23 protein-coding genes and 1 tRNA gene are annotated in these 26,247 nt (G+C 47.4%); 6 read left to right on the plus strand and 18 right to left on the minus strand.

The genetic code is table 11. The features are described 5' to 3' along the window. Positions 1–23 precede the first annotated feature (23 nt). From MHN31_RS02030 to aspS, 11 genes are all read right to left on the minus strand, one after another. Positions 24–99: transfer RNA gene (locus tag MHN31_RS02030), tRNA-Lys, on the minus strand. A 158-nt stretch (positions 100–257) separates the two neighbouring features. Continuing rightward, positions 258–1,013: a tol-pal system protein YbgF gene (gene ybgF / locus MHN31_RS02035; protein ID WP_239443340.1), complete on the minus strand. Its 756-nt coding sequence runs from the start codon at positions 1,011–1,013 to the stop codon at positions 258–260. Positions 1,014–1,028: 15 nt separating this feature from the next. Further along, the gene (pal, locus tag MHN31_RS02040) at positions 1,029–1,562 is read right to left on the minus strand and encodes a peptidoglycan-associated lipoprotein Pal (RefSeq protein ID WP_239443341.1); all 534 of its coding nucleotides are present in this window, start codon (positions 1,560–1,562) and stop codon (positions 1,029–1,031) included. 41 nt (positions 1,563–1,603) lie between these two features. Continuing rightward, positions 1,604–2,962: a Tol-Pal system beta propeller repeat protein TolB gene (tolB, locus tag MHN31_RS02045; RefSeq protein WP_125560219.1), complete on the minus strand. Its 1,359-nt coding sequence runs from the start codon at positions 2,960–2,962 to the stop codon at positions 1,604–1,606. A 9-nt stretch (positions 2,963–2,971) separates the two neighbouring features. Further along, positions 2,972–3,913: a cell envelope integrity protein TolA gene (gene tolA, locus MHN31_RS02050; protein ID WP_239443342.1), complete on the minus strand. Its 942-nt coding sequence runs from the start codon at positions 3,911–3,913 to the stop codon at positions 2,972–2,974. Continuing rightward, positions 3,913–4,341, minus strand: coding sequence for a protein TolR (gene tolR / locus MHN31_RS02055; protein ID WP_010382196.1), 429 nt, complete (start codon positions 4,339–4,341; stop codon positions 3,913–3,915). The genes tolA and tolR overlap by 1 nt, the downstream gene beginning before the upstream one ends. Next, positions 4,328–5,032, minus strand: coding sequence for a protein TolQ (gene tolQ, locus MHN31_RS02060; RefSeq protein WP_010382197.1), 705 nt, complete (start codon positions 5,030–5,032; stop codon positions 4,328–4,330). Before tolQ ends, tolR begins: the two co-directional genes overlap by 14 nt. 985 nt (positions 5,033–6,017) lie before the next feature. Then, positions 6,018–7,025: a Holliday junction branch migration DNA helicase RuvB gene (gene ruvB, locus MHN31_RS02065; protein ID WP_239443343.1), complete on the minus strand. Its 1,008-nt coding sequence runs from the start codon at positions 7,023–7,025 to the stop codon at positions 6,018–6,020. 20 nt (positions 7,026–7,045) lie between these two features. Next, positions 7,046–7,663, minus strand: a complete 618-nt coding sequence (gene ruvA, locus MHN31_RS02070) for a Holliday junction branch migration protein RuvA (RefSeq protein WP_010382201.1) — start codon at positions 7,661–7,663, stop codon at positions 7,046–7,048. 2 nt (positions 7,664–7,665) lie between these two features. Next, entirely contained in the window at positions 7,666–8,187 is a 522-nt protein-coding gene (ruvC, locus tag MHN31_RS02075; protein WP_010382203.1) for a crossover junction endodeoxyribonuclease RuvC, read from the minus strand. Positions 8,188–8,312: 125 nt separating this feature from the next. After that, complete coding sequence (gene aspS, locus MHN31_RS02080) at positions 8,313–10,088, minus strand: aspartate--tRNA ligase (RefSeq protein WP_010382205.1); 1,776 nt, start codon at positions 10,086–10,088, stop codon at positions 8,313–8,315. Positions 10,089–10,266: 178 nt separating this feature from the next. On the opposite strand from aspS, the gene MHN31_RS02085 reads away from it, so the two are divergent. Beyond that, the gene (locus MHN31_RS02085; RefSeq protein ID WP_125560211.1) at positions 10,267–11,115 is read left to right on the plus strand and encodes a DUF72 domain-containing protein; all 849 of its coding nucleotides are present in this window, start codon (positions 10,267–10,269) and stop codon (positions 11,113–11,115) included. Between the two features lie 156 nt (positions 11,116–11,271). On the opposite strand, the gene MHN31_RS02090 is transcribed toward MHN31_RS02085, so the two are convergent. Beyond that, a complete protein-coding gene (locus MHN31_RS02090) occupies positions 11,272–11,679 on the minus strand; it encodes a GFA family protein (RefSeq protein WP_194866828.1) in 408 nt (135 codons plus the stop codon). A gap of 71 nt (positions 11,680–11,750) precedes the next feature. On the opposite strand from MHN31_RS02090, the gene MHN31_RS02095 reads away from it, so the two are divergent. Then, the gene (locus MHN31_RS02095; RefSeq protein ID WP_125560207.1) at positions 11,751–12,275 is read left to right on the plus strand and encodes a YgjP-like metallopeptidase domain-containing protein; all 525 of its coding nucleotides are present in this window, start codon (positions 11,751–11,753) and stop codon (positions 12,273–12,275) included. A gap of 1 nt (position 12,276) precedes the next feature. Here MHN31_RS02095 and MHN31_RS02100 read toward each other — a convergent pair whose 3' ends face one another. From MHN31_RS02100 to MHN31_RS02110, 3 genes are all read right to left on the minus strand, one after another. Beyond that, the gene (locus MHN31_RS02100; RefSeq protein ID WP_239443344.1) at positions 12,277–13,074 is read right to left on the minus strand and encodes a M48 family metallopeptidase; all 798 of its coding nucleotides are present in this window, start codon (positions 13,072–13,074) and stop codon (positions 12,277–12,279) included. A gap of 117 nt (positions 13,075–13,191) precedes the next feature. After that, positions 13,192–13,803 (minus strand): nucleotide exchange factor GrpE, encoded by a 612-nt coding sequence (gene grpE, locus MHN31_RS02105; RefSeq protein WP_010382216.1) that lies wholly within the window; start codon positions 13,801–13,803, stop codon positions 13,192–13,194. A 58-nt stretch (positions 13,804–13,861) separates the two neighbouring features. Next, positions 13,862–14,806 (minus strand): HrcA family transcriptional regulator, encoded by a 945-nt coding sequence (locus tag MHN31_RS02110; RefSeq protein ID WP_228553125.1) that lies wholly within the window; start codon positions 14,804–14,806, stop codon positions 13,862–13,864. A 92-nt stretch (positions 14,807–14,898) separates the two neighbouring features. Between MHN31_RS02110 and nadK the strand changes: the two genes are divergently transcribed. From nadK to recN, 3 genes are all read left to right on the plus strand, one after another. Next, a complete protein-coding gene (gene nadK / locus MHN31_RS02115) occupies positions 14,899–15,783 on the plus strand; it encodes an NAD(+) kinase (RefSeq protein ID WP_125560199.1) in 885 nt (294 codons plus the stop codon). Between the two features lie 62 nt (positions 15,784–15,845). Further along, positions 15,846–16,421, plus strand: coding sequence for a hypothetical protein (locus MHN31_RS02120; RefSeq protein ID WP_125560197.1), 576 nt, complete (start codon positions 15,846–15,848; stop codon positions 16,419–16,421). Positions 16,422–16,510: 89 nt separating this feature from the next. Further along, complete coding sequence (gene recN, locus MHN31_RS02125; RefSeq protein ID WP_239443345.1) at positions 16,511–18,187, plus strand: DNA repair protein RecN; 1,677 nt, start codon at positions 16,511–16,513, stop codon at positions 18,185–18,187. Positions 18,188–18,299: 112 nt separating this feature from the next. Here the strand turns inward: recN and MHN31_RS02130 are convergent, their stop codons facing one another. The 3 genes from MHN31_RS02130 to MHN31_RS02140 all read right to left on the minus strand — a co-directional run bounded on the left by MHN31_RS02130 (position 18,300) and on the right by MHN31_RS02140 (position 25,056). Then, positions 18,300–19,715, minus strand: coding sequence for an FAD-dependent oxidoreductase (locus MHN31_RS02130; RefSeq protein WP_239443346.1), 1,416 nt, complete (start codon positions 19,713–19,715; stop codon positions 18,300–18,302). An 8-nt stretch (positions 19,716–19,723) separates the two neighbouring features. Further along, positions 19,724–24,184 carry a glutamate synthase large subunit gene (gltB, locus tag MHN31_RS02135; RefSeq protein WP_239443347.1) on the minus strand — a complete coding sequence of 1,487 codons (4,461 nt, stop codon included), beginning with the start codon at positions 24,182–24,184 and terminating at the stop codon, positions 19,724–19,726. 524 nt (positions 24,185–24,708) lie between these two features. Beyond that, positions 24,709–25,056: a Grx4 family monothiol glutaredoxin gene (locus MHN31_RS02140; protein WP_046006741.1), complete on the minus strand. Its 348-nt coding sequence runs from the start codon at positions 25,054–25,056 to the stop codon at positions 24,709–24,711. A 273-nt stretch (positions 25,057–25,329) separates the two neighbouring features. Between MHN31_RS02140 and MHN31_RS02145 the strand changes: the two genes are divergently transcribed. Beyond that, complete coding sequence (locus MHN31_RS02145) at positions 25,330–25,911, plus strand: Fe-Mn family superoxide dismutase (RefSeq protein ID WP_010382239.1); 582 nt, start codon at positions 25,330–25,332, stop codon at positions 25,909–25,911. The last annotated feature ends 336 nt before the right edge of the window (positions 25,912–26,247 follow it).

Consider the following 26,247-nt stretch of genomic DNA (forward strand, 5'->3'; position numbering starts at 1 on the left):
AAAGTAAATATAACAAATTTGAATGGTGGGTCATGATGGACTCGAACCATCGACCAATGGATTAAAAGTCCACTGCTCTACCAACTGAGCTAATGACCCACTAAATTGTTTCGCTGCAAGAAGTGTGTAACACTATCGGCTGCTGCGGGCGCTTATAATACTTATTTAAAAATCTTGTGCAACCGAAATCGCCTGTTTTTTTCAATTTTCGCGTCTAAGCGCCTAATTTTAAATCACTCTGAGAAAAATTCAGCCATTTATATTTTGCTGAGTCGTTCTGTCGCCAATTTGGCCGCTGTGGTACTGGGGTATTCTTTGATTAAATTCTCAAACAGAGTCTTTGCTTCAGCAGATTGCCCGACTTTTTGCAGCAAGGTCCCCAACTTTAACATCGCATCAGGCCGCTTATTTGAATCAGCAAACTGATCAACCACTGTACGAAAGTGCACCATGGCCTGAACATCCTGATTCTTGATAGACTGAAGCTGACCTAACCAATAATGTGCATTAGGTATATAGACAGAATTTGGGAACTGCTTTAAGAAGCCTTCAAATTCAGGAATAGCAGCATCGTAGCGCTTATCCTTCATGATCAAAGCAACCGCTCTGTCATAGGCTTCATTTTCAGATAAGTCCGTGCTCACAGCCTGCGCAGTTGCACTATCAGGCGTCACAACGGGTTGCAGCTGCTTGCTTTGCTCATAGACTTGTGTGACACGTGTTTCGATTTCCTGGTACAGCTCACGTTGGCGCTGCAGTACTTTTTCGAGCTTGTAACTTTGTTCCTCTGTCACACCACGGATCTGGCTCACTTCGTCCTGAAGTTGATCAAGTTGCGTTTGCAGCTCAGCCTGGATCAGGTTGCGGTTACGCATCAGATTCTCAAGCACAGACAAACGTTGTTCAATAGTTTGGGTAGCACCAGCAGCATCAGATACAGCAGCGGGAGCTGCCCACAATTGGGAGCTCCCGCTGACTAAGATGATGGCTGCCAAAATAGTATTCGGCTTCATAGCATCTCTTTACAATTAGTATACCAGTACCGCACGGCGGTTCTTAGCAAAAGCTTCTTCGTTGCGCGCTTTGTCCATTGGTTTCTCTTCACCGTAGCTTACAACAGAAATCTGGCTGTCAGATACACCCAGGCTCTGCAGATACTTAGCAACGGCTTTACCACGGCTTTCGCCCAGTGCGATGTTGTACTCAGGCGTACCACGCTCATCGGCATGACCTTCAATCAGTACTTTTACGCTTGGGTTTTTAACCAGGAAATCAGCGTGTGCTTGTAGCAGCTCTACAAATTCGCTGCGTACAGTAGACCGGTCAAAGTCGAAGTATACGATCTGCTTTTGACGCAACGCTTCATACTTTTCTTTCAGTAGCTCTTCTGCTGATTTCTGACGTGTTGCAGTGTTCACATCAACGTTGCTGCCGTTGTTTGCAGTAGCTGCGTTTGTTTCGCTGCCAGCGCCTTCACCAACATTTGACGACGAGCTACATGCAGCCAGCGTCATCACAGGCAACGCGACCAAAAGGGCCTTGAGAGTTTTGTTAAGTTGCATCGAGTATATTCCTATATCTTTTATAAGTCTTACCAGCAAAATTACTGTAAAAATGGCGACCAAGCTGGTGCCTTAACCTGTCCGTCTAATACCGGCAGGCGAGCCTTGAAACGGCCATCCATCGACACCAACGCCAGTACCTGCTTATTATTATGCAAGGTACTATAAATAATCATAGAGCCGTTCGGCGCAATACTCGGTGATTCATCGAGTCTGGTGCGCGTTAATACCTGAAACAGCCCAGAATCCAATTCTTTCTTAGCAATATGGTAACGGCCTAATGTACGATTTACCATTACCAGTTGTTTACCATCTGGCGTGATTGACCCGGCTAAGTTCATGTCGCCGTCAAAAGTTACACGCCGTGATCTTCCTGTATCTAAATTTAACTTATATATCTGGGCATTACCACCCCTTTCAGATGTATAGACTATTTCTTTGCCATTTGGGTGCCAGGTTGGCTCAGTATCTATACTACGGTGCTTAGTCAGACGTCTTTCTTTACGCGTTTCAAGGTCAATCAAATAGACTTCTGTTGCGCCGCCTTTATCTTTTGACAACACGATCAGCATTTGTGTGCCGTCAGGAGAAAATTGCGGTGCACCATTGATCCCGGGATAACTGGTTAAGATCTCACGCTTACCTGTATAGATATCCTGAATATAAATTTGTGACTGACGATTCTCAAACGTGACATACGCTAACTTGTTACCATCCGGTGACCAGGCCGGTGACATCAACGGCTCTTTAGAGCGCAACAGCACCTGTTCATTGTAGCCGTCATAATCTGCCACAACCAGCTGATAAGGTTTATCCTGCTCTTCACGCACTATTACATAGGCAATTTTAGTACGAAATGCGCCTTTTTCACCCGTCAGAGATTCGTAAACAACGTCACTGATCTGGTGCGCATAATAGCGAAAGCTCTGCGCATCAATAACGCTCTGGCGCGCCTCCAGGACATGATCCTGGCTTTTCATCAATTTGCCGTTGGTCATCATGCGCGTTTCCCCTCCGGTGATTTGAGCACGGATCACATCGATCAGCTCATATTTCACCAGGTAACGATTCGCAGGCTGTTGAGTAATGGTGCCCACAACAACGGCTTCGACACCTAGTTCAACCCAGGCGTCGTAGTCTACTTCTTCATCCGTTGTTGGTAGCTGAGGCATTTGTTCCTCTGCCACCGGCTTAAACTTACCACTGCGGATCAAATCCGCTGCAATCACTGAACTCAGCTCAGCAGGTGCTTCGCCATTGCCAATGTATTTAAACGGAGCTATCGCAATCGGTCGGGCACTGTCGACCCCTTCTGTAATTACGATCTCCAGTGCGGCGTAGGCGACCCCCTGCGCAGCGAAAGCCAGAACCAAGAGTAAATTTCTTAAATGGTTGTACATGGTCTTCCTTTATAGAGTTGGTTTAATCGTCAGGTTAATATTCTTAAGCTGTTCGAAAACATCTTTATTTTCAGAAACAGGTAACGTATCTGCCATTCGTACTGCTCGTAAAGCCGCTTCACATACCAGTTTGTCACCACCGAGTGACTCTGCTTGTGTCACCAGGCCATTAAAGCCCAGACGAATGTTCAGACGACACTGCTTACCTTTCATTTTCTCATCAATCAGCAGATTGGATTGGATCCGCTGCATGATCAATGCTTTGTACTTGTCGACTTCCGTCAGGATCTGTTGCTGGCGGACTTTTGCCCTGGCGGCTTGTTCTTGCGCCAATTGCTCCTGAAGCAGTTGCTCTTGCAAGGCTTTTTGACGTGCTTCTTCAGCAGCCTGAGCCTTACGTTTAGCTTCTTCTTCTTGTTGCTTGCGCTTCGCTTCTGCCTGTCTCAGCCTGTCTTCCTCAGCTTTACGCTTTTCGGCAGCGGCTTTAGCGGCCTGCTCAGCGGCATGGGCTTCTTTACGGGCTTTTTCAGCCTGCTGACGCTCTTTGTTTTGAATTTCCTGAGCTCGTTTCGCCTGCGCTTCTGCCTTACGCTTTTCTTCAAGCTTAGCCAGACGCTGTTGCTCTAGTTTCTTGATCCTACGGGCTTCGGCTTCACGGTCTTTACGTGCCTGAACTGCACGACGCTCTAAATCGCGGATCCTTTGCTCTTCGGCTCGTTTTTGTTGCGCTTCTTTTTCACGAAGCTGAGCAATCTTCTTTTCTACAGCCTGCTGGTCAACCGAGATCGCTGACACAGCTTTAACTTCTTCTATTTCATTAACGGCAGGATTAAGCTGAACTTCCATCACACTGGGGCTGGAAAACTGGAAATTAGCCGTTGCAAACAATAACCCGGCTATCGCAAAATGCAGTAAAAATGACTTAAATATGCCGCTGGTTAAAGCATCCATTAACTGTCCTCAAACGATTTAGTCATTAACCCAACAGACGGCACACCGGCATTTTTCAAAAAGTCCATGAGTAACAGAACTTCCTGATATGACACATGCCCTGAGCCTTTAATCATCACCGGGGTCTCCGGGTTTTGCTGTAACTTCAGCTTAATAATGGCTGCCACTTCGACGGCATCCATTGGTGCTTCCGGATCGGTACCTACGGAGACGTAGTAACGGCCCTCGGCATCGATACTGGCGATAATGGGTGGCGCATCTTTGGTGTCTACCAGATCTGACTCTTCCATTTGCGGTAAGTCCACTTTAACACCATGGGTGATCAGCGGCGCCGTTGCCATAAAGATAATTAACAGCACCAGCATAACATCAATGTATGGCACCACATTGATCTCTGCGACAGGGCGGCGTCTCTTATGCTGATACATTTTGCTTAGCCTCAGTTAAGCTGGCAGCCTGGCGATGCAGAATATTGGCAAACTCTTCCATGAAGTTGATGTAGTTTGACTCCAGCTTTTCTACATTCTTTGCAAAGCGGTTATATGCCATGACCGCCGGAATAGCCGCAAACAGACCCATGGCCGTAGCAATCAAAGCTTCAGCAATACCAGGCGCAACCATTTGCAACGTTGCCTGCTTCACTTCACCCAGCGCAATAAATGCATTCATGATCCCCCAAACAGTACCGAATAGGCCGATGTAAGGGCTGATAGAACCCACCGTTGCTAAAAATGACAATCCGGATTCCACTTTCTCAACTTCGCGTGACAGAGCCACACGCATAGAGCGGTGTGTCCCTTCTATGATCATGCTCGCCGATCCTGTGTTTTGTTTCTTGTGACGTGCAAATTCTTTAAACCCGGATACGAATAGCGCCTCTAAGCCACTAGAGCTGCCCGCTCTGGCCGTAATTTCATTATATAACTTGCCCAAATCCATTCCCGACCAGAACTTTTGTTCAAATTTCTTCGCATCTGCCAGAGACTGCGCCAGTATGCTGCGGCGCTGAAAAATAATGGCCCATGAAGCAACCGACATGCCGACCAGTGTCAACATTACAAGTTGCACGAGAATACTGGCTTCTAAAATGAGATCTACGAAATTAAGTCCCGATTCCACGTTGTTATACTCCTAGAAAATAATTGTGTTCTCGGCCAAGGCAGCCGTCACCGTATTGACTGTAAGCCAGCAAAAAGGTTCAGGTAGTTTAACCACACTAATAAGGGCTTACAATCTCAATGCCGTAAAATCCACTTAAATGCCGATAATTCGCACATTCAGCCCCTTGACGCTTTATTTTGGCCCGATTGACGGACCTACACTCAACATCGGCGCAAATACAGCCCACACAAAACCCCACCTACATAACCCACGGTTAGCAGTAAAACCGGCCTATAACAAAGTGAACTTGAACCCTTAATTGCAAAGCCTAACGCGTGTTTGTGACAGAAAATTAATGTGGTCGGAACAGTACAGCGTTGAGCGTGTTTATTTATTTATGCAACCTGCATAAAAGTAAAGTTTTATTCACTATCTCCGAATAAACCCTCAAAAACCGATTGGTAATACCAATTAACAACAAATAATCTAATATTCACAAATTGAGTATAATAAAGACAAACTCTTATTTTACATAAACTTACAGAACATCATCAGTTTATGTTTTGCTCAATAAGGGACTACAAAAACTCATCACATTAGTTTTTTTTATAGCAAAACTGCAATTTTTCTAGTTTGATAAAATCCCTCAGTCGCCTTATTATACTCCCCGTACTGAGCGAGCAGCATCTCTCAATGCAAATGCACAGTTACTTAGGCCGCAGAAGTCTGATTTATTCTGCAGTCATGATGAGGAAGTTTTGGATAACACCTTAATGTACTCATCTGTTCCCTGGATTACTTCCTTCAACTTGTTGTTTTCGCCCGCACACTGTGCGGGCTTTTTTTTGTCCGCAATTTACCAGCACATCAGATTCTTGATCCGCTTAAAATAAATGAAGCAAAATGAGCACGAAATGAATACGGGTGCGGAAATAGGAGGGAAAGACCCAGGCAACGCGTTGCACGCTGCCAGTCAGGTCGTTTGAAGGTATAACAGTATGCGTTAGTCGTCTGGTTTCACTAAGTCAAAATGCAGATAAGCCCTGTCTGATACGATCCGCCCTCTGGGTGTACGCTGAATAAAACCCTGCTGGATCAGAAAAGGTTCTATCACATCTTCTATGGTTTCACGCTCTTCACCTATGGCCGCAGCCAGGTTATCCAAACCCACAGGCCCCCCCGTGAACTTTTCAATGATTGCAAGTAAGTACTTACGATCCATGTAATCAAAACCACATTTGTCAACGTCGACCATATCCAGCGCCTGACTGGCAATCATTTCATCGACACTGCCATCTCCTTTTACCTGAGCGAAGTCCCGGACACGTCTTAGCAAACGGTTAGCAATACGCGGCGTACCACGCGCCCGTTTGGCCACTTCAACCGCCCCGGCGTCACTGATCTCAAGATTCAAGAAATGTGCAGAGCGCGACACAATCGATGCCAGCTCAGCCACAGAATAAAATTCCAGACGTTGTACAATGCCGAAACGATCTCTCAGCGGTGAGGTCAGTGATCCTGCTCGGGTCGTAGCCCCCACAAGCGTAAAAGGTGGCAAGTCCAGCTTTATTGAGCGGGCTGCCGGCCCTTCACCAATCATAATATCGAGCTGGTAATCTTCCATCGCAGGGTAAAGGATCTCTTCAACCTGAGGACTCAGACGATGTATTTCATCAATAAACAACACATCCCCTTGCTCCAGATTGGTCAGCATTGCAGCAAGGTCGCCAGCTTTTTCAAGCACAGGCCCTGAGGTGGTTTTAATATTCACCCCGAGCTCATTTGCCACAATATTTGCCAAGGTCGTTTTACCCAACCCCGGCGGACCAAATATCAGCAAGTGATCGAGTGCTTCTTCACGACTGCGCGCCGCTTCAATGAAGATTTCCATTTGCTGCTTGACATGCTGCTGACCGGTATAGTCCGCCAACAACTTAGGTCGTATTGCTCTGTCTACGGCCTCTTCACTGCCCTGAACTTCCGGCTCTATGAGTCTGTCTGCTTCAATCATAATTACCTAATCAGCCTTTCTTACATCATAGATCTCAGGGCTTCTTTGATCAGCCCTTCGGTATCCATGCCTGGTTTACTCACCGCTTTCAGTGCTTTTTGCGCTTGTGCAGGTTTATAGCCAAGTGCTAACAATGCTGCCAGCGCATCGTCTTCAGGCGTATTCGCCACAGTGGGATCTTCCTGAGGTGCTAAGATGGCGTTATCGCTGAATGGAGTCAACAAATCATGACCAAAGTTCTTCAACTTATCTTTCATCTCAAGCACCAGCCGCTCAGCCGTTTTCTTGCCTACACCCGGAATTTTCACCAAAGTAGACGCATCGCCCTGATTGACACACTGTACAAACTGCTCCGCGGACATACCCGACAAAATCGCCAGTGCCAGTTTAGGGCCAACCCCATTGGCCTTGATCAACTCGCGAAACAACGCCCGCTCAGTTTTATGGTTAAAGCCAAACAGTAATTGTGCATCTTCGCGCACCACAAAATGAGTATAGATGGTTGCTTCATTACCCGCCTGAGGTAACTCATAAAAGCACGTCATCGGCATTTGCACTTCATAACCGATCCCACTTACGTCTAACAGGATCTCTGGTGGTTGTTTTTCTACCAGAATACCTTTGAGTCTGCCTATCATAATTACCTCAATCTTCCTCGTACGGTTTTTTTCGCGTTACCTGCCAGCTTGATCAGGTTTTGCTCTGAATGTGCATGACAAATTGCAATGGCCAGCGCATCAGCAGCATCGGCCTGGGGAGTGCCCGGGAGTTTTAATAGTCGCTTAACCATTTCCTGAACCTGAGACTTATTCGCTCCGCCGGTGCCAACAACGGCTTGTTTGACCTGCCGGGCTGAGTATTCAAAGACCTCAATCTCGTTCATCGTAGCTGCAACAATGGCAGCACCGCGTGCCTGACCGAGCTTTAAAGCTGAATCTGGGTTATGCGCCATAAAGACTTGCTCAATCGCAAATCCCTGCGGGTTAAACTGTTCGATGATCTGGCTTACGCCCTGATAAATCATCTGTAGTCGTTGTGGAAATGGCTTATCACCAAGCCGAATACAACCGCTGCCCAGATACTGAAACTGACTGCCTTGACGCTTAACTACGCCGTACCCGGTCAGCCTGGAGCCTGGATCTATGCCTAAAATTACTGCCAAGGCGCATACTCTCGTTGTTTTTTCGCTATCATGCCAAAATACTGTATGAATTTCCAGTTATCTGTACGACTCGCAGAATAAAAAAAAGCGGCTTAGTCGCCGCTCTTTCATGCTATTCGCTGTAATTATTCAGCATCTTTTTGCTGCGCGGTTACTGTTACCGCGAGCTCTTTTAGTGCATCCGGATTAGCGACGCTAGGGGCATTGGTCATCAGACATGATGCCTGAGTCGTTTTCGGGAACGCAATCACATCACGAATGTTGTCTGTACCACACAACAACATGACCAGACGATCCAGACCAAATGCCAGACCTGCATGTGGTGGCGTACCGTACTTCAGTGCATCCAGCAGGAAGCCGAATTTGTCTTGCTGTTCTTGTTCATCAATACCCAGGATACGGAAAGCCGCCTGCTGCATATCGTTGTTGTGGATCCGCACAGAGCCACCACCGACTTCGTAACCATTCAATACCATGTCATAGGCATCTGAAATTGCACCAGCCGGATTGGCTTCCAGCTCTGCCGCTGAAATATCTTTAGGTGCCGTGAACGGGTGGTGTACTGCATGCAGATTACCTTCGTCATCTTCCTCAAACATTGGGAAATCAACAACCCACAGCGGTGCCCACTGGTTCAGGTTTGTCAGCTCAAGGTCCAGGCCCACTTTCAGACGCAGTGCACCCATTGCTTCATTGACAACATTACGCTTATCAGCACCAAACAGGATGATGTCGCCAGTCTGCGCATTTGTGCGTGCCAGGATCCCTTTGATCACTTCTTCATTCAGAAACTTGGCAATCGGTGACTGAATACCTTCAAGGCCAGCGTCCAGATCGTTCACCTTCATCCATGCCAGGCCTTTGGCCCCATAGATACCCACAAACTTGGTGTACTCATCAATTTGCTTACGAGACAATGACGCACCACCCGGAACAGTCAACACAGCCACACGGCCTTTCTCGTCATTGGCAGGGCCGGCAAGTACTTTAAACTCAACGTCCTTAACCAGATCAGCAACATCAATCAGCTCAAGCGGGTTACGCAAGTCAGGCTTATCTGAACCATATCGACGCATTGCTTCTTCGTAGCTCATTACCGGGAACTGACCCAGATCTACCTCAAGCAATTCCTGCCACATTTCGCGGATCAAACGCTCAGTGATATCACGCACCTGATCAGATGTCATGAACGACGTCTCTAAATCGATTTGTGTGAATTCAGGCTGGCGATCCGCACGTAAATCTTCGTCACGGAAACATTTCACGATTTGATAGTAACGATCAAAGCCAGACATCATCAGCAACTGTTTAAACAGCTGAGGCGATTGTGGCAATGCATAGAAACTGCCTTTATGTACACGGCTTGGTACCAGATAATCACGCGCACCTTCAGGGGTTGCTTTAGTCAGTACCGGCGTTTCGATGTCCAGGAAGTCATTGCTATCCAGGAAGCGGCGCACAAAGCTTGATGCTTTGGCACGCAGTTTAATGCGGTCGCTCATTTCAAGACGACGCAGGTCAAGATAGCGATAGGTCAGGCGACGCTCTTCTGAGTTTTCCTGGTTAAAGTCCAGTGGCAGTGGCTCAGCGCGGTTAATAATTGTCAGACCAGTACCGAGGATCTCTACTTCACCGGTCGCCATGTCCTGATTGATTTGGCTCTCAGGACGCGCACGAACTGTACCTGTCACTTTAACACAGAACTCTTGACGCAATGTGTTAGCAACATCCATCAGGCCATCTACTTCTGGATCAAACACAACCTGGACCAAACCTTCGCGATCTCGCAGATCAATGAAGATCAGGCCACCCAGATCGCGACGTTTGTTGATCCAGCCACATAGCTCCACTTCCTGACCTACATGGTCCTTGTTTAATTTTCCGCAGTATATTGAGCGCATAATAATCCTATTTGCCTACTTACTCTAAAGGGCATAATGAATGATAAATTTAATCGCCAATTATATAAAATTGCCACGCTTTGTCATCCCACAATGGCCGGATTCTTTCGCTGTTACGATTTTTTCTCCATCCGGACTTTGTTAGACTCCAACGCAAAGCAATATGGGAGCGAATGAGATGCTGTATTTGGGGTGCCCTCAGTGGAGCGCAGCACACTGGAAAGGCCGTTTTTTTACGAGTGACTGTAAAACCGCAGATATGTTGCGCGAGTATGCACAGATCTTTAATAGTGTAGAGGGCAATACCAGCTTTTATGCCAGCCCTAAGCCAGAAACGATCACAGCCTGGTCAAACGCCGTACCTGACACCTTTCGCTTTACCTTTAAAATCCCGAAACACATTTCTCACGAACTGGCGTTAAGCCAATGCCAGCAAGAACTCAAGCAGTGGCTCAATTTATTCGAGCCACTCTTTTCACGCCTTGGCATGGTTATGCTACAACTCCCGGCCAGTTGCAGCCCCGAGTACCTCACCCGTATTGCAGACTTCATAACACAAATGCCAAAAGAACTAACATTGGGTATTGAAGTCAGACACCGGGATTTCTTTGCCAAGGGAGACGCAGAAAAACGCTTTAACCAGCTCTTAATGCACGCAGGTGTGAATCGTATTATCATGGACACCCGGCCGTTATTTAGTGAGCCCCCGGCAACCCCCGCCATCATTGATGCTCAGCAAAAGAAACCTCGGGTACCCGTAAATGTCATCGCTACTTCTCAGGCACCGATGCTGCGCTTTGTTGGCTGTTCAGATTTAACAGCTAATCGCGCATTTTATGCGCCCTGGCTTAACAAAATTCGCGTCTGGTTGAATGAAGGCCGCACACCTTATGTGTTTTTTCACACTGCTGACAACCACGATGCCCCGCTGCTAGCCAGACAGTTTATTCAAGATCTGGGGATACCACATCAAGTGCTGGACCCATTTCCTGCTGAACGTCAGCCCCAACAACAGACTTTAATTTAACTACTTGAGAGTAAACAACAATAAGAACAATATTATGCAATTAAAATTCAAAAAGTCGGTAAAACAGCTCTCTGATGAGCAGTCGGTATTGCCAGCAAAAACGGCACTACAAAAAGCAGGTACGCGCATCGATAGCTGTACTGCGTGGCCTGCTTATCATTCTCTGCCCGGCTCTTTAGCCTCATAGCGAGGTAAGCTGGCATCCAACTCTTCCCAGTTTGCTTTCGACGTCACATAATTATGCGACATAGGTCGTTCCGAAATATCAGAATCCAGAAGCCCGAGCCGCAGCCTGAGCTTATCAGGGTTGTCCTCATTAGAACTGAATAAAGGCGATGCACAAACCCCACAAAAATGCCGTAGTCTGCCGGGTTTAAAAGCATAATGACGAATATGTTCCGCTCCGGAGACGATCTGCAGTGCATCACGATCGACAAATCCATTCGTCGCATAAGCTGTGCCCGAGGATTTACGGCACAAAGAACAGTGACAATGAATGATGCTCGAGATGGATCCGTTTAACTCCAGTTTAACCGCACCACATAAACAACTGGCCTGATACATTTATTATTATTCCTGTTATGATCATGAGCCAACTAGCTTAGAATGTTTGTTTCCGGATTACTACCGCCATCATGAACTATTTGCAGTACTTTCAACACTATCCGCCCAGCTTGCAAGCACAGATCAAGGCCTTGCTGGAGCCCAATAAACTCACTAACTATTTTAGACATAAATATCCACAAGGCCATCAGCTGCAACATACACAGGCACTTTACGATTACTGTCATGTTTACAAAAACAAATACCTGAAAAATGTACCCCGCCTACATAGAGTCAACTATGCAAAAGGCCGGGATCTAATGACGGGAACTCTGGGACATCACAGCCAGACGCGCAAGCAACATGGCGGAAAAGTCAAAATACGCTATGAAATTGTACTTTCTCAGCTAGTGAAACATGCACCGGAGGCGGTATTGAGAGCACTGGTTGTTCACGAGCTTGCACATTTTAAAGAGTTGGATCATAACAAAGCATTTTATCAGCTTTGTTGTCATATGGAGCCGGATTATCATCAACTGGAGCTGGATCTCAGGCTGTTTATTGTACTAGATAAACTGGGCAGTAACTTTTATCAAAGCCCCGCCCAGCACCTTTAGCTTACTGGCAAGATGGATTACGCCCCTGCCGCTTAGCATTCGCAGCCAGGGTATTTGCCTGTGCCATCTTACTTTGCAGCATAGCTATCCTGTTTTGCGGCGATGGGTGCGTTGATAAAAACTCCATCGGGCGCTCTCCCCCGGCCTTCTCCATATTTTGCCACAATTCAACAGCGCCCTCAGGCTTAAACCCGGCTTTTGCCATCAGATCAAGTCCAATGACATCTGCTTCACTTTCATGAGCGCGGCTAAATGGTAGCGTTATTCCATATTGAGCACCTAACCCCAGGCCCTGCATGATGGCATTCCGATACTGCACATTGCCCATTTCGAGCGCCGCATTGCCAGCCTGCAACCCAAGCTGTAGTAAGCTGTTTTGAGATACCCGTTCGTTGGCATGTTCGGCAATCACATGACCGACTTCGTGGCCCATCACAGCTGCGAGCTGATGTTGATTTTTGGCCACATCCAACAGCCCGGTATGGACCCCAATCTTGCCGCCTGGCAGGGCAAATGCATTCGCACTGGGCTCTTTAAAGACAATCACTTCCCATTGCTGCTGAGCATACTGCGCAGGTAACTGCGCGATCAATGCATCTGCAATGCACTTAACATAACGATTTGTATCGGCATTACGTTCTATGGCCTGCTCCTGCTTCATTTGCTCAAAGCTCGCCACGCCCATTTTATCCATCTGCTGCTCTGAATACAGGGCTATCTGAGTTCGCCCTGTCGGGGAAGTTTTGCAACCTGCCAGCGCTAAGGCTAAAACGGTTGCGGCTATGATTTTTTTATTCATTGGGTCATGCCTGCTAAAACATACTATTGATTAGTTTAAAAGGAGCCTGTGGCCTATGCAAATCAGATCAAAAAAGCCCGCACAAATGCGGGCTTCAAAAACTTTACATTCGGTCGCTTAGTCAGCCGCTTTTGACACCATCACCATAGCTGGGCGAAGCAAACGGCCGTTTAATGTATAGCCTTTTTGCATCACAGCTAATACTGTGTTCGGCGACACATCATTGCTCGGCTGAATTGACATTGCCTGATGCAGTTCAGGGTTAAATGCTTCCCCTTGTGGGCTTACCGCTTCAACACCAAACTTAGCCAGTGCATCATTGAACGATTTTAATGTCATTTCGATGCCTTCTAAAATTGACTTAGTCGCTTCGTTTTCTTTATCAGCAAACTCAATGGCGCGCTCTAAGTTGTCAACCACAGGTAGCAACTCATTTGAAAACTTTTCCAATGCAAACTTCTGTGCTTTTTCTACATCCTGAGCGGCACGGCGACGGACATTTTCAGAATCAGCAGCGGCACGTACCACACTGTCTTTCTGACCTTCAATAGTTTGTTTCGCCGCTTCCAGCTCTGCATACAAACCTGCAATCTCTTCTTCTGGGCTCAACTCAGCTTGCTCAGTTTGTGCACTCTCTTGCGCTGGTTCTGCTTGCTCAGCCGTATTTTCCTGTACGTCTTCTTGCACTAACTCTTGTTCCTGCTCTTGGGCTTTTGTCTGCTCAGACATGAAAAACTCTCTCCGATTCTTTACAACTGCCGTAATTATGGGGATTCAAATTCGTTATTCAAGCTTCTTTTTTGGGGATTTGCGTAAATTCACCGATAATTGCTTCAATTGGCGCATCGGCCGGACAAATCAAACAAAAACGACTCTGGTATTCGCTGGCCGTAAAATAAGGCACACTCAGAACAACAAATCGCTCTAAATTCAAATAGCTAAGTTCACTACCAAGTAACACGGACAGGCCATTTTTAAATGCCAGATGATCCTCTACCTGATGCAAAAAACTCACACCCAAATTCAGTTCGTTGTTCCCTTCCAGGCGGTTATACAGATAGCGTTCTCCAACCACAATGCTGTTATCTGTGCCCAGCTGCAAACTTAACTCACGGCTCCATTGCATCAAAGAGCCCCGGCAGTCGGCCATCGCACTTTTAGCCATCGCCCGCATTCTGTGTAACCCTTCTTTAAGCGTTTGCTGACTAAATACCGTATTCATCCAGGCCGCAAACTGATAGCGCACCTGATCTGAATTCGACTCCGGTTTATTGATCAGAATATTATTGGACTGGCCTGTGCGGTCAATCAGTAATACCAGCCAGTGCTTACGGTCAAAATCTAATACCTCGACCCGGAAAATGGTCTGCTCACTCACCTGCGGTAAACCAACAATACAACACACCTGGTATTTTTGGCTTAACGTATGGGCAAAGCCTGTGAGTTGCTCACGCTCAGGCTCCCAATAAGGCGCAATCTCCTCAAGCCCGAAATACTCCTGTAGCCAGTATTTGATCCCCAGATCGGAAGGAACCCGCCCTGCCGATGTATGAGGAGAAAAAAGCAACCCCTGATTTTCGAGGCGTGCCATGGCATTGCGCACTGTCGCAGAGCACACCGCCATACCTTTTAGTTTTGCTATCTTACTCGATGCCACAGGGTGACCTTCACCATTACAATAAAGGCTCATTACGGCAGAGAAGACTTGTTTATCACGTGCACTAAGTTTCATAACATTATAAATAAGGCTAAATTTGCGAGTTTCAAGCGAATTCATTTTAAGATAATCTTGGCAATAGATATTTTGCCAAGGAAACTCACTGAATGAGCACACCATTTAATACCATCGGCCTGATTGGAAAACCCAACCATGATGGCGCTGCCCTGACATTACAACGCCTGTACACTTTTTTGCAAGCACTTGGCTATGAAGTTTTTGTTGAGCAACGCGTTGGCAAGCAGATAGCAGATCTACCCGACTCACACATACTCGATGTGGTTGCGCTGGGCGAACGCTGCGACCTGGCTGTGGTAGTGGGTGGAGACGGCAATATGCTTGGGGCTGCCCGGGTGCTGGCCAGATTTGATGTGGCAGTGATAGGAGTGAACCGAGGCAACTTAGGATTTTTAACAGACCTTGATCCGGACGATTTTGAAGCAGAGTTAGAACAGGTGTTGAGTGGCAAATTTGTTGAAGAACAGCGTTTTTTACTGGAGGTTGAAGTATTTCGCCATGCCGAACTAAAGAGCGCCAACCTGGCGGTTAATGAAGCAGTGTTGCACGCCGATAAAGTGGCTCACATGATCGAATTCGAAGCCTTTATTGACGAGCAGTTTGTGTTTTCTCAGCGATCCGATGGCCTGATCGTCACCACACCAACAGGCTCCACTGCCTATTCGTTATCGGGCGGGGGTCCCATTTTGACCCCGGAACTCAATGCCATGGCACTCGTGCCTATGTTTCCACATACGTTATCAAGCCGGCCATTAGTGGTCGACGCCAGTAAACAGGTCAAACTCAAACTCAGCCCGGAGAATACCGCAAGCTTACAGGTCAGTTGCGACAGTCATGTAGTACTCGCACTGTTACCCGGAGATGAAGTAGTCGTAAAAAAAGCAGAGAAAAAGCTGCGCTTAATCCATCCTGACAGTTATTCCTACTACAATGTTCTGAGACAGAAATTAAATTGGGGCAGCAGGCTTTACTAAGCGCTGGAAGTTCAGCAGAATAAGTAAAATTTGTTTTCTATTTTAGGGAAAAGTAAACCAACATGAGCTACGTTGTTTTCGTATCTATTACCTTATTAATCACCATTTTGGGTGTCTATGTGGTAATTGAGAATAACCGTAAAAAAGCACGCGAAGCCGAAAAGCGCGTGTTCAATGAACGCCTGAAAGAGATCAGCAGCCACTTTAAAAGTAAAATCAGTGAGTTTGTGAGTTATAAATTGATCCGCCCTAAACATGCGCCTCAGTTTAACGCCATTGTCGGCAACTTTTTTGTTGTTCAGGCTCACAATGACGACAATCTGGAAGCACTTGAGCGGGTCACAGATCACTTGCTTGGCACCATAGGCAATGAACTAAATAAATGTCGTGAAAATGGCAATATGGAGCTGCTAGCTGACCAATTGTTTATGTTTGTCAGTGAATTGCCGTCTGCCGGGCTTGCCTACAACAAAGCATTTTACAGCGAAATATTGCCTGCACTGATATCACGGATCCAAACCCCTGATATGCCGGCTCAAGCCGATGCCCAGGAAGTGGTGCAGAATGAGGAAGAACCTGTAACACAGAGCGAAAGTAACGACTCTTCAACACAACAGCAAAAAGCTGCTGCTCTGTAACGCACTCACACACCAAAGTGCAATTTCAAGTTGCATTTCCTAAGAATGCTGTATAGATTAACAGTAATTATACTGTTTGGATATACAGCATGCTTATCAGTCTGCAAATTAAAAACTTTGCCATTGTTAACGAACTAACCATCGACTGGCGCTCAGGTATGACCGCTATCACAGGTGAAACCGGAGCGGGTAAATCCATTGCGATCGATGCATTATCTTTGTGTTTGGGTGAACGCGCGGATGTTGCCAGTATTCGTCCGGGTGCCACCAAAGCAGAGATTTCCGCTCAATTTGATATCAAGCAGCTCCCCTACGCACAGCAATTTCTGAGTGATCTCATGTTGGATGATGAAGAGCAAAACTGCATATTGCGTCGAGTCGTCATGCAAAATGGCCGTAGTAAGAGCTTTATAAATGGCAATTCAGTGACCGCGGCCCAGTTAAAAGAGCTAGGCCAACGCCTCATCGCCATCCACGGTCAGCACGCTCACCAGCTATTGCTCAAGCCTGATCACCAGCTCGGGTTACTGGATGCCTACGCCGGGCACGACACTTTACTACATGCTGTACGTGCTCAGTACCAGCACTATCACACGCTGCAAAAAGAACATGCCGAGCTCATTAAACAGCAACAAGCACAGGCTGCCAAAAAGCAGCTGCTTGAATACCAGGTTCAGGAGCTGGATGAATTCGCTTTGGAAGAGGGTGAGTATGAGCAGATTGAAACTGAGCATACCCGGCTAAGCCATAGCCAAACGCTGGCTGAAAGCTGCCAACGCGAATTAATGTGCCTGTCAGAACAGGACGATCAGACAGTATTAGGCCAGCTGCAACATAGCGTACAGACTTTCATTGAGCTCAGTAATTATGACCCCAAATTACAAGAGATCAGCCAGTTATTAGGAGAAGCCGCGGTGCAACTCGAAGAAGGCTGTCGGGAGCTGCGCGCTTATGGTGAAAACATAGAGCAAGACCCGGAGCGCCTACAGAGCGTCGAAGACAGGCTGGCACAGGCCATGGCCTTGTCACGTAAACATCAAATCAACCCAGAGTTACTGCACCAGCATCATCAGCAGTTACATGAAGAGCTGGCTTCCATTTGCTCTAACAACGAACGCATTGAAGATCTGCAACACGAAATAGCGGAGGCACTGCACGCCTATCAGATCTCAGCAGCACAGCTTAGCGAAAGCCGAGCACAGGCGGCACTGACGTTAAACGATCTGATCAGTGAAAGCATGCATGAACTGTCAATGGAAAACGGCCAGTTTGCGATTCAACTCAGTCAACATGAAGACCGACGCCCCAATGAGCTGGGCATGGATCAAATTGAGTTTCTGGTTTCGACCAACCCAGGCCAACCTCTGCAAGCACTGGCCAAAGTGGCCTCCGGGGGTGAACTATCGCGGATCAGCCTGGCCATTCAGGTGATTATCGCAAATCGCGTGACCACCCCCACCCTGATTTTCGATGAAGTCGATGTGGGAATATCAGGCCCAACCGCTTCTCAGGTCGGTAAACAACTACGCTTACTTGGTAAGTCAACTCAGGTTATCTGTGTGACACACCTGCCTCAGGTTGCCTGTAGTGGCCATCATCAGTTCTTTGTATCCAAGCGTGTTGAGGGCGGGGAAACCTTTACGTCTATGCTCCCACTGGTGCTGGAGCAACGCATTGATGAAATCGCCCGCTTGCTTGGTGGTGACAAAATCAGCAGCACCACACTTGCCAGTGCTAAAGAGCTGCTTGAGGTGCAGGGGGCATAACGCGGCAAGTTAGAGCAGTTTGATGTAAAATCAAAAAGCCTACCGTACAGGACACCTGATTTACGGTAGGCTTATTTTAAGGCAGAACCACACTCAGTGCAGTTTCACAACTTTATACCCCAAGATAGTCCATGATCCCCTCTGCAGCATTACGGCCTTCGAAGATAGCTGTGACCACCAAGTCAGAACCACGTACCGCATCGCCACCTGCGAAGATTTTTTCATTGCTAGTTTGATGTGTGAACGCGCCTTTTTCAGGGGCAACGATACCGCCCCACTCATTGATAGCAACGTCATATGCTGCAAGCCAGTCAAGGTTATGAGGTTTAAAACCAAACGCCATAATCACCGCATCAGCTTCAATCAGGTGCTCTGATCCAGAGACTTCCTGTGCCCGTCTGCGTCCGTTCTCGTCTGGCTCACCCAGTTCAGTTCGGACCATGCGTACACCTGTTACCTTACCGTTTTGGTCTAATTCGATGCCTTTGGGCTGAACGTTAAAGCTAAACTTAACCCCCTCCTCTTTGGCGTTTTTTACCTCACGGCGTGATCCCGGCATATTGGCTTCGTCACGGCGATATGCACAGGTTACCGACTTTGCGCACTGACGCACAGAAGTGCGCACACAGTCCATCGCGGTATCACCGCCACCTAACACCACCACACGTTTACCGGCCATGTCGATATACGCCTGCTTATTCTCGTCGTATCCCATTACGCGGTTGGTATTGCCAATCAGAAACGGCAGTGCATCATACACCTGATCTGCATCTTCATTGTCCAGCCCGGCACGCATGTACTGATAGGTACCCACGCCGATAAACACCGCATCATACTGAGATAGTAGTTCATCCATGCTAATGTCTGTGCCAATTTCAGTATTCAGACAAAACTCCACACCCATTTCCGTAAATATCTCTCGACGTTTCTCCATCACCGATTTTTCCAGCTTGAATGATGGTATGCCAAACGTCAGCAAACCGCCGATCTCTGGGTTGCGATCAAATACCACAGGTTTCACCCCATTACGTACCAGAATATCGGCACAACCGAGCCCGGCAGGGCCCGCGCCAATGATGGCCACTTTTTTATCGGTCCAGGTCACATAAGACATATCGGGCTTCCAGCCCTGTGCAAATGCAGTGTCAGTGATGTATTTCTCAATATTACCTATGGTCACGGCACCGAACTCATCGTTCAATGTGCATGAGCCTTCGCAAAGCCTGTCTTGTGGGCAAACCCGACCGCACACTTCCGGCAAGCTATTGGTCCGGTGCGACAACTCCGCAGCTTCCTGGATCCTGCCCGTACGGATCAATTTAAGCCACTGCGGAATATAGTTGTGCACCGGACACTTCCACTCGCAATAGGGATTACCACAATCCAGGCAACGATCGGCTTGCGAGCTAACCTGCTGCTTAGAAAATGGTTCGTAAATTTCAACGAAAGAGCTCTTACGCGTCGTGATTGGCTTCTTTCTCGGGTCGATGCGCTGAACATCGATAAATTGATAGACATTTTCGCTCATACTTCCCCCTACTGTGCCTGTACACGTAATTCAGCACTGCTACGCGCACGGTGTCCCAACAAGCTCTTTACATCGCTAGATTTTGGTTTGATAAGCCTAAACATAGGCACATACAGCTCAAAGTTAGCCAGGATCTGCTCTGCCCGGCATGACGCCGTATGCTCAAGATGTTCAGCGATCAGGCCTCGTAAGTGCTCCTGCATAGTTGCCAGCCCTTCCAGCGACAGCACTTCAACCAGCTCAGGATTGTAGCGTTTATCAAAATCCCCGGCCTCGTCCAGCACATAGGCAAAACCGCCTGTCATACCAGCGCCAAAGTTAACCCCTACCTGACCCAGTACGCACACCACGCCCCCGGTCATGTATTCACAACCATTATCACCTAGCCCTTCCACTATGGCCTGAACACCTGAATTGCGAACTGCAAAACGCTCTCCGGCACGACCAGCTGCATATAACTTACCGCCGGTGGCTCCATACAAGCAGGTATTACCAGCAATCGTGGCAAGGTGCGTCTGGAAGCTCGAGCCAACCGGTGGACGCAGCACCAGCTTACCACCCGCCATACCTTTGCCAACGTAGTCATTCGCATCACCAACCAGAGTCATTTCCAGACCACCGGCATTCCAGACACCAAATGCTTGCCCGGCAGTGCCATGTAGCTCAATCACGACAGGATCTGCAGCCATCCCCTGATTGCCGTGCCGCGAAGCAATATAGCCAGATAACATGGCGCCCACGGAGCGATCGGTATTTTTAATCCGATTCACCAAGGAAGTGCCGGTTTTATCGTCAATCGCCTGTTTTGCCTTATCCAGTAAGCTCTCATTCAATTGGCCTTGATAGTGCGATGTATTTGGCGCACTGCAAAAGAGCGTTTCGCCCGAAGGATTCGCAGGTTTTGCCAGTAAGGGTTGCAGATCAAGCTTTTGCTGTCTTGCAGTCGTGCCTTCCAGCACCTCAAGCAGGTCCGTTCGACCAATCAGGTCGGTCAGCTTGCTTACCCCTATCGACGCCATGAGCTCTCTTGCTTCCTGAGCGATGAAACGGAAGTAGTTCATCGCCATTTCTGGCAGGCCATGGTAGTGCTTCTGTCGCAGTGTTTCATCCTGCGTAGCGACACCTGTCGCACAGTTATTGAGGTGACAAATACGCAGGTATTTACAACCCAGCGCAACCATAGGTCCGGTGCCGAAGCCAAAGCTTTCAGCGCCGAGAATGGCCGCTTTGATGATATCCAGGCCCGTCTTCAAGCCACCATCCGTTTGCAAACGGATACGATGACGCAACCCGTTCTCAACCAGAGCTTGCTGAGTCTCAGCGAGGCCTAGCTCCCAGGGACTGCCTGCATACTTAACTGAGGTAAGCGGGCTTGCGCCTGTACCACCGTCATATCCCGCTATGGTAATTAAGTCTGCGTAGGCCTTCGCCACACCGGTCGCTATGGTGCCTACTCCAGGCTCAGACACCAGTTTGACAGAGATCATGGCTTTAGGATTGACTTGCTTGAGGTCAAAGATCAGCTGCGCTAAGTCCTCAATGGAGTAAATATCATGGTGCGGCGGTGGAGAGATCAAGGTGACCCCTGGCACTGAATATCTTAATTTAGCGATATATGGCGTCACCTTTTCACCCGGTAACTGACCGCCTTCTCCAGGCTTCGCGCCCTGTGCGACCTTTATCTGGATCACATCTGCACTTTGCAAATAATGGGGTGTCACCCCAAAACGGCCTGATGCCACTTGCTTAATACGCGAGTTTTTCTCAGTCCCAAATCGGAGTTTATCCTCACCACCTTCACCGGAGTTGGAGCAGCCACCAAGCCGGTTCATAGCAATCGCCAGGGCCTCATGAGCTTCTGGCGAAAGCGCGCCGATACTCATTGCCGCTGAATCAAAGCGTTTATATAACTCAGTCGCTGGCTCGACCTGGTCAACATCTATTGCGGGACCGCTGGTATTGACCTTGAGTAGATCCCGTAAATTGGTCACTGGACGATTGTTTACCAGATCCGCATATTTTTGATAATCCGCATAGTTACCAGAGCGCACTGCAACCTGAAGTGACTGTACAACATCCGGGTTATAGGCATGATACTCGCCGCCATGGACGAATTTTAATAAACCACCATGTGACAGTAGCTTACGTTTGCTATACGCCAGTTTGTGTAACTGCACGCCGTCAGCCTCAAACTCCGCAAAGCCTGCGCCCTGTATCCGGCTGCTTACGCCTTTAAAACAAATATCAACAACTTCGCCTGACAAACCCACCGCCTCAAACAGCATAGAACAACGATAAGACGCAATTGTACTGATCCCCATTTTGGACATGATCTTGTACAGGCCCTTATTAATCGCATTGCGATAAGCTAAGGTGACATCGCGGTAGGTTTTATCGATGACTTTGCTGTCGCACAAAGCAACCAGAGTCTCGTAAGCCAGGTAAGGGTAAACTGCGGTTGCACCAAACCCGAGCAAAACAGCAAACTGATGTGGGTCGCGTGCACTGCCCGTCTCCACGATAATGTTTGAGTCACAACGCAGATTGGAATTTACTAACCGTTGCTGCACCGCTCCGACTGCCATCGCTGCGGGTACCGGCATAGTATCTTTACTAATAGCTCGGTCGCTTAATAACAACATCACACAACCGTGTGCTGCTTTTTCTTGCGCTTCATCACAGATCCGAGCGATTGCACTTTGCAGACTTTCGGCTTGAGGATCGTAGTTCAAAGAAATACGACACGCACTGTAATGATCGTCATCAGCAGCCAGCAATTGCTGAATATCTGAATAGGTCAAAACCGGTGAATCAAACTGTAGCCGTTTAGCGTGCCCGGTGGTTTCGTTAAACACATTCTGTTCACGACCAATGCAGGTCGCCAATGACATCACGTGGTTTTCTCGTAACGGATCAATTGGTGGATTGGTGACCTGTGCGAACTTTTGTCTGAAATAGTCGTAGAGCGAACGGATCCCTTCCGACAGCACAGCAAACGGTGTGTCATCTCCCATAGACCCTGTGGCTTCCTGACCATTTTGGCCCATCACCCGGATCACTTGCTCAATTTCTTCATTGCTGTAAGCAAACAGCTTTTGATAAGTCAGCAAGGTATCGTCATCAAAATCCCGTTGACCCGCATCCGCTTCAGCCAGGGCTTCAAATGGTGTTAGCCGCTTAACGTTTTGCTCTAGCCAGGTTTTATAAGGGTGTCTGGCCTTAAGGTCTTCGTCGATTTCGTCGGATTGCCAGATTTTGCCATGCAGTGTGTCCACTACCAACAGTTCACCAGGCCCAACACGGCCTTTCTCAATGACTTCATCGGGCTCGTAATCCCAAATTCCGACTTCAGAGGCCAAAGTAATAAATCCATCTTGCGTGATCACATACCGTGCAGGCCGCAGGCCATTTCTGTCCAGGTTACATGCTGCAAAGCGACCATCAGACATCACGATACCTGCGGGACCATCCCAGGGCTCCATGTGCATTGAATTAAAGTCGTAAAATGCTCTGAGCTCATCATCCATAGCTCGGTTTTTTTGCCACGCAGGTGGCACCAACATGCGCATCGCGCGAAAGATATCCATGCCACCAGCCAGAAATAGTTCGAGCATATTGTCCAGGCTGGAAGAGTCTGAACCGCTTTCATTGACAAATGGCGCGGCATTTTGCAAGTCTGGTAGCAATGGCGAAGCAAACTTATAGGCCCGCGCTTTTGCCCACTGACGGTTACCAGTGATGGTATTGATTTCACCATTATGCGCCAGATAACGAAATGGCTGCGCCAACGGCCAACGCGGTTGTGTGTTAGTCGAAAAGCGCTGGTGAAATACACAGATGGCGCTTGTCATTCGGATGTCTGCCAAGTCCAGATAAAAGTTTGGCAGATCGGCCGGCATCATCAGGCCTTTGTATATAGTCACCAGGCCCGACAGGCTCGCAATGTAAAAGTCCGGATCTGCTTCCAGACGCTTTTCAATACGCCGACGTGCAATGTACAGTCGGCGCTCCAGGTCTTTTGGTCGCCACCCTTCCGGGGCAGACACAAACACCTGCTCAAACTGAGGCAGCTGCTCGGTAGCGATTGGGCCAAGCATACCCGGGTCTGTCGGCACTGTCCGCCAACCGACGAGCGTTAAAGTTTCTTTTTCTAATTCTTCGTTGATGATGTCACGTGCTTGCTTGGCAAATGACGGATCCTGGTTAAGAAACACCATGCCTACTGCATAGTTTTTCCCAAGATGCCAATCATTCTCAGCTGCAATTGCTCTGAAAAAACTATCGGGTTTTTGTAGCAGCAAGCCACACCCATCCCCTGTTTTTCCATCCGCAGCTATGCCCCCGCGATGCTGCATTCTGTCCAGGCCAGTAATTGCCGTACGGATCAGCTTATGGCTCGCCTGACCTTGCGTGTGCGCAATCAAGCCAAAACCACAGTTTTCTTTTTCTAATGCCGAGTCATATAACATGGACTCCTCCCCTTGCTACAACTGCCAGCCGGTAATTTCAGACGAACTACTGGCAGATAATCAAAGCTAGCCTTGATTAGTATTCGAGTCAATACAATAAAGAATAGTTATTCACTTATATGAATATTTCTCATTAAAAGGTACTCAAATCACTTCTTCTCATATAAAAGAATATTGAATAAAGGTAGAGAACCACAAAATGACACCGGTATCAAATCAAAAAAATAGGACGAACCCCACAAAATAAGGGAAGTTTACGTTAACGTAACCCCACTATTGAAATGAATAAATATTCACTATTCACCTTGTGAATTTGGCAACCCCTTGATTTGTGCAGGACGCGAGCTTGACGCATGCGTAAACCGAGTGTTGCAAAACTTAAAATACACCGTGAAACAAGAGAAAAGATATCAATGATAAATGCACAAATAAGCTGGTGCGGTACAAGAACTGAAAGGAGGAAAAAGGAACAAAAAAGGGCATGCAACCAACAGTCACATGCCCCACCATGAGTTAAATCAGACTTACTCGGCTTTTTCAGCGTCGTCTTCTTTATACTTAGCGGCTGTTTCAGCAATCAATGGCTGCAATTCGCCTTTTTGGAACATCTCGATAATGATGTCACACCCACCGATCAGCTCTCCCTCAACCCATAGCTGTGGAAAAGTCGGCCAGTTGGCATAATGAGGCAGCTCAGCACGAATGTCCGGGTTAAGCAAAATATCGACGTAAGCAAACTGTTCACCACACGCCATCAGCGCCTGAGATGCCTGCGAGGAAAAACCGCAGTTAGGTAGCTTAGGTGACCCTTTCATATATAGAATGATCGGATTCTCTGCGATTTGCTGTTTAATCTTTTCAATGGTTTCCATTATTTACCTCAAAATGACGATAGCATAACCCATAATCGCATCCGCTTTGCCAGGCACCGCCTGTCAGCCGTTACTCTGCCCGTACAAAATAAATGCAATCTGAGCCATTCATTTTACAAGTCTTGGCTATTGCCATTGCTGTTTGCCAAAACTTGAGTAAAATACTCAGGAATTATAATATCACTATATGCCGTCAAATCGTATAGAAATGTAAGCTAAGAAAGACATTGCTTTTATTTGCTTTGACAATTTAACAACGAAATGGAGATTAACATGGCTTTTGAACTACCGTCACTTCCGTATGCTATCAACGCGCTTGAGCCGCATATTTCTCAGGAAACGCTTGAGTTCCACCACGGTAAACACCACAACACGTACGTTGTAAAACTAAACGGCCTTATTCAAGGCACAGACCTTGAGAACAAATCTTTAGAAGAAATCGTATGTAATTCAGAAGGCGGCGTATTCAACAACGCAGCGCAGATCTGGAACCACACTTTCTACTGGCACAGCCTTGCACCAAATGCAGGTGGCGAGCCTACTGGTAAGGTCGCTGAGCTGATCAATGCAAAATGGGGCTCTTTCGCAGCATTCCAGGAAGCATTCAATGACAAAGCTGTTAACAACTTCGGTTCTAGCTGGACTTGGTTGGTACAACTTGCTGACGGTTCTTTGGATATCGTTAATACTTCTAACGCGGCAACTCCGTTAACGGAAGCAGGCGTAACGCCAATCATCACCGTAGACCTGTGGGAACACGCTTACTACATTGACTACCGTAATGTTCGTCCAGACTACCTGAAAGGTTTCTGGGCACTGGTTAACTGGGATTTCGCAAACGCGAACCTTGCTTAATTCTGAGATAGTGTAAAAGGCGCTTTTTAGCGCCTTTTTTGTTACCCTTTTCATCGTCCGTTATTCCTAATATTAAACACTTCAATTCCAACACCTGAGATGTACTACACATAGCTCATTTTCGTTATGCACTGCTGACACCAATACAGGAACTGAATTACATATTCAGACGGGCTAATTGGCATTTAGATACCTGCCTTACTATCCTAATTTGACCATTTGTATGAAATCTGTAAGTAAAAGCTCCTTAAGGTCAATTGACGCCCATATTCCACACTAATGCATTGAGCTGAATAGACATTAAATTACTGGAATTTTTAGGCAATTTTTAAATAA

The sequence above is a fragment of the Pseudoalteromonas sp. McH1-42 genome (assembly GCF_022347845.1).
Lineage (GTDB): Bacteria > Pseudomonadota > Gammaproteobacteria > Enterobacterales > Alteromonadaceae > Pseudoalteromonas > Pseudoalteromonas rubra_D.

What these genes read in the sequence shown, in the direction of transcription:
- ybgF (WP_239443340.1), bottom strand. Translation starts at nt 1,013, where the DNA reads ATGAAGCCGAATACTATTTTGGCAGCCATCATCTTAGTCAGCGGGAGC.
- pal (WP_239443341.1), bottom strand. Translation starts at nt 1,562, where the DNA reads ATGCAACTTAACAAAACTCTCAAGGCCCTTTTGGTCGCGTTGCCTGTG.
- tolB (WP_125560219.1), bottom strand. Translation starts at nt 2,962, where the DNA reads ATGTACAACCATTTAAGAAATTTACTCTTGGTTCTGGCTTTCGCTGCG.
- tolA (WP_239443342.1), bottom strand. Translation starts at nt 3,913, where the DNA reads ATGGATGCTTTAACCAGCGGCATATTTAAGTCATTTTTACTGCATTTT.
- tolR (WP_010382196.1), bottom strand. Translation starts at nt 4,341, where the DNA reads ATGTATCAGCATAAGAGACGCCGCCCTGTCGCAGAGATCAATGTGGTG.
- ruvB (WP_239443343.1), bottom strand. Translation starts at nt 7,025, where the DNA reads ATGATTGAAGCAGACAGACTCATAGAGCCGGAAGTTCAGGGCAGTGAA.
- ruvA (WP_010382201.1), bottom strand. Translation starts at nt 7,663, where the DNA reads ATGATAGGCAGACTCAAAGGTATTCTGGTAGAAAAACAACCACCAGAG.
- aspS (WP_010382205.1), bottom strand. Translation starts at nt 10,088, where the DNA reads ATGCGCTCAATATACTGCGGAAAATTAAACAAGGACCATGTAGGTCAG.
- MHN31_RS02085 (WP_125560211.1), top strand. Translation starts at nt 10,267, where the DNA reads ATGCTGTATTTGGGGTGCCCTCAGTGGAGCGCAGCACACTGGAAAGGC.
- MHN31_RS02090 (WP_194866828.1), bottom strand. Translation starts at nt 11,679, where the DNA reads ATGTATCAGGCCAGTTGTTTATGTGGTGCGGTTAAACTGGAGTTAAAC.
- MHN31_RS02095 (WP_125560207.1), top strand. Translation starts at nt 11,751, where the DNA reads ATGAACTATTTGCAGTACTTTCAACACTATCCGCCCAGCTTGCAAGCA.
- MHN31_RS02100 (WP_239443344.1), bottom strand. Translation starts at nt 13,074, where the DNA reads ATGAATAAAAAAATCATAGCCGCAACCGTTTTAGCCTTAGCGCTGGCA.
- grpE (WP_010382216.1), bottom strand. Translation starts at nt 13,803, where the DNA reads ATGTCTGAGCAGACAAAAGCCCAAGAGCAGGAACAAGAGTTAGTGCAA.
- MHN31_RS02110 (WP_228553125.1), bottom strand. Translation starts at nt 14,806, where the DNA reads ATGAAACTTAGTGCACGTGATAAACAAGTCTTCTCTGCCGTAATGAGC.
- nadK (WP_125560199.1), top strand. Translation starts at nt 14,899, where the DNA reads ATGAGCACACCATTTAATACCATCGGCCTGATTGGAAAACCCAACCAT.
- MHN31_RS02120 (WP_125560197.1), top strand. Translation starts at nt 15,846, where the DNA reads ATGAGCTACGTTGTTTTCGTATCTATTACCTTATTAATCACCATTTTG.
- recN (WP_239443345.1), top strand. Translation starts at nt 16,511, where the DNA reads ATGCTTATCAGTCTGCAAATTAAAAACTTTGCCATTGTTAACGAACTA.
- MHN31_RS02130 (WP_239443346.1), bottom strand. Translation starts at nt 19,715, where the DNA reads ATGAGCGAAAATGTCTATCAATTTATCGATGTTCAGCGCATCGACCCG.
- gltB (WP_239443347.1), bottom strand. Translation starts at nt 24,184, where the DNA reads ATGTTATATGACTCGGCATTAGAAAAAGAAAACTGTGGTTTTGGCTTG.
- MHN31_RS02140 (WP_046006741.1), bottom strand. Translation starts at nt 25,056, where the DNA reads ATGGAAACCATTGAAAAGATTAAACAGCAAATCGCAGAGAATCCGATC.
- MHN31_RS02145 (WP_010382239.1), top strand. Translation starts at nt 25,330, where the DNA reads ATGGCTTTTGAACTACCGTCACTTCCGTATGCTATCAACGCGCTTGAG.